Source organism: Plantactinospora sp. ZYX-F-223, from assembly GCF_039649625.1.
Lineage (GTDB): Bacteria > Actinomycetota > Actinomycetes > Mycobacteriales > Micromonosporaceae > Plantactinospora.
In genome coordinates this window covers 1-1,671 of the sequence record NZ_JBDJAV010000147.1, presented here as the reverse complement: position 1 = coordinate 1,671, position 1,671 = coordinate 1, and the positions used below count along the sequence as shown (strand labels likewise).

General features: G+C 68.5%; 1 protein-coding gene. It reads right to left on the bottom strand.

Annotated features, from left to right (window positions below):
- Positions 1–160: 160 nt before the first annotated feature.
- Positions 161–1,540 (bottom strand): IS1380 family transposase, encoded by a 1,380-nt coding sequence (locus AAH979_RS42860; RefSeq protein ID WP_346263845.1) that lies wholly within the window; start codon positions 1,538–1,540, stop codon positions 161–163.
- Positions 1,541–1,671: the final 131 nt, after the last annotated feature.

The following is a 1,671-nucleotide window of genomic DNA, read 5'->3' as shown; positions in this document are numbered from 1 at the left end:
AGCCTCAATGATTCGCGTCTGCCGTCGGCTTGTTCTGCCCGGCGGGTTTGATCGCTGTTGGTCGATGTTCTTGTGTTCCGGGCATGGTGGTGGGCCGTCTGTCGCGGCGGTGGGCGTGGTCTCCTGGGGCCTCCGGTCGTCGGGATAGCGGCTGGGTTGGTCAGCCGGGTGCGGGGATGGCCGCGATTCGGGTGAACGCGGCGGTGATCTGTTCGGCCCAGGGCCACCTGGACGGGATGCGTAGCCAGCGGCGGTGTTGGCCGCGGACCAGTCGGGCAGCGGTGTGCAGGATTCGGTAGCGCAGTCGTTTCGGTTCGGCGTTGGCCAGGTCGCCGTCGAGGCCGATGAGTTGGAGCCAACAGATGAGGTCAGCGGCGATCGCCGCGGCGGTGCACCAAGCGGCGTTGATGGCGAACTCGCGGGAGGGCAGTCGCCGGAGACCGGTGTCCTTGGCGCAGCGGATCCTGTCCTCGACGCGGGCGTGGGCGCGGTGGCGGGCTTCCAGCCATTGCAGTGCCCCGACCTGTGTGTTGGTGACGAACGCGGTGTAGCGCCAGCCGTCGCGTTCCTCGAACAGCGACAGTTGCGCGCCCGGGTGTGGGCGCTCACGACGCACGATGACCCGCATCCCGGTAGGCCAGCCGGGCAGGTGCAGCAGCCTGGTCAGTTCGGCGACCTGCGCGCCGTCGCGGACGCCGCCGTCGGCGTCGATCGCGGGTGACCAGGCCGAGGACGGCAGGACGCCGATGGCGGCACGTTCCGTCTCGCCGATCGACCAGCCGATCGAGTACTCCGCCCGGCGTCGGGTGGTGTTCAACCCGTGTAGCCAGTCCAGGACGGCGTGGGTGGCCGCCGCGCTGTCGCCACGGATGAGCAGATGTCGGCGGTGTGCGGCGGGGACCTGTGTGATCGCTTCGGCGAGGACGTCGAGGTGATCGGCGGCGGTGTTGGCTCCGGCGTTGCCCGCCCGCAGCTTCACGACCAGCAACTCCCCGGTGTTGTCGCAGGTCACCAGGATCGGGTGGAAGCCGAAACTGCGCTTGTAGGTCGGCGCGGCACCTTCCTTGTCGCTGTGCGCGATCACGATTGTGGAATCCACATCGAGGACGGTCGTCCCGGGGTCGATGTCCCGGCCAGCGGCCCGAGCCGCTGGTGGACCGCCGAACAGCTTCCACATCCGTGCGCGGACCTTCGCCCTGGCCTGGGCGATCCGCCGCAGTCGCACGGTACCGATCTCGTCCAGGGCCCGCCACACCGTGGTATCCGAGGCCACCGACCCGAACACCTCGCGTTGGTGGCGCAGCACGTCGATATCGCAGATCGCCTCACCACCGTCGGCGATCATCACCGCCAGGTCGACCAGCACTCGTCCCCGGTCGTGGACCGGCGACCGGCCACGACGGGCCAGTCCGCTCGACAACGCCACGGTCAACCCCGCTCGGTCCGCGAGGATCCGCAGCAACGCCGCACCGACGTGCGACACCACGCCCGTCCCGTCCGGGGTGACCCGCAGATCCTTCGCCCACGCCGTAAACTGCACTTCGGAAGTGCCTCCCTCGTAGAGAAACCTGTAGATGTCGCAATCACAAGTTTCCCTTGCAGGAGAGGCACTTCCGCTCATCTACACGCCGACAAACGGCCCACCTTGTCGATCACCGCGAATCGCCCAGG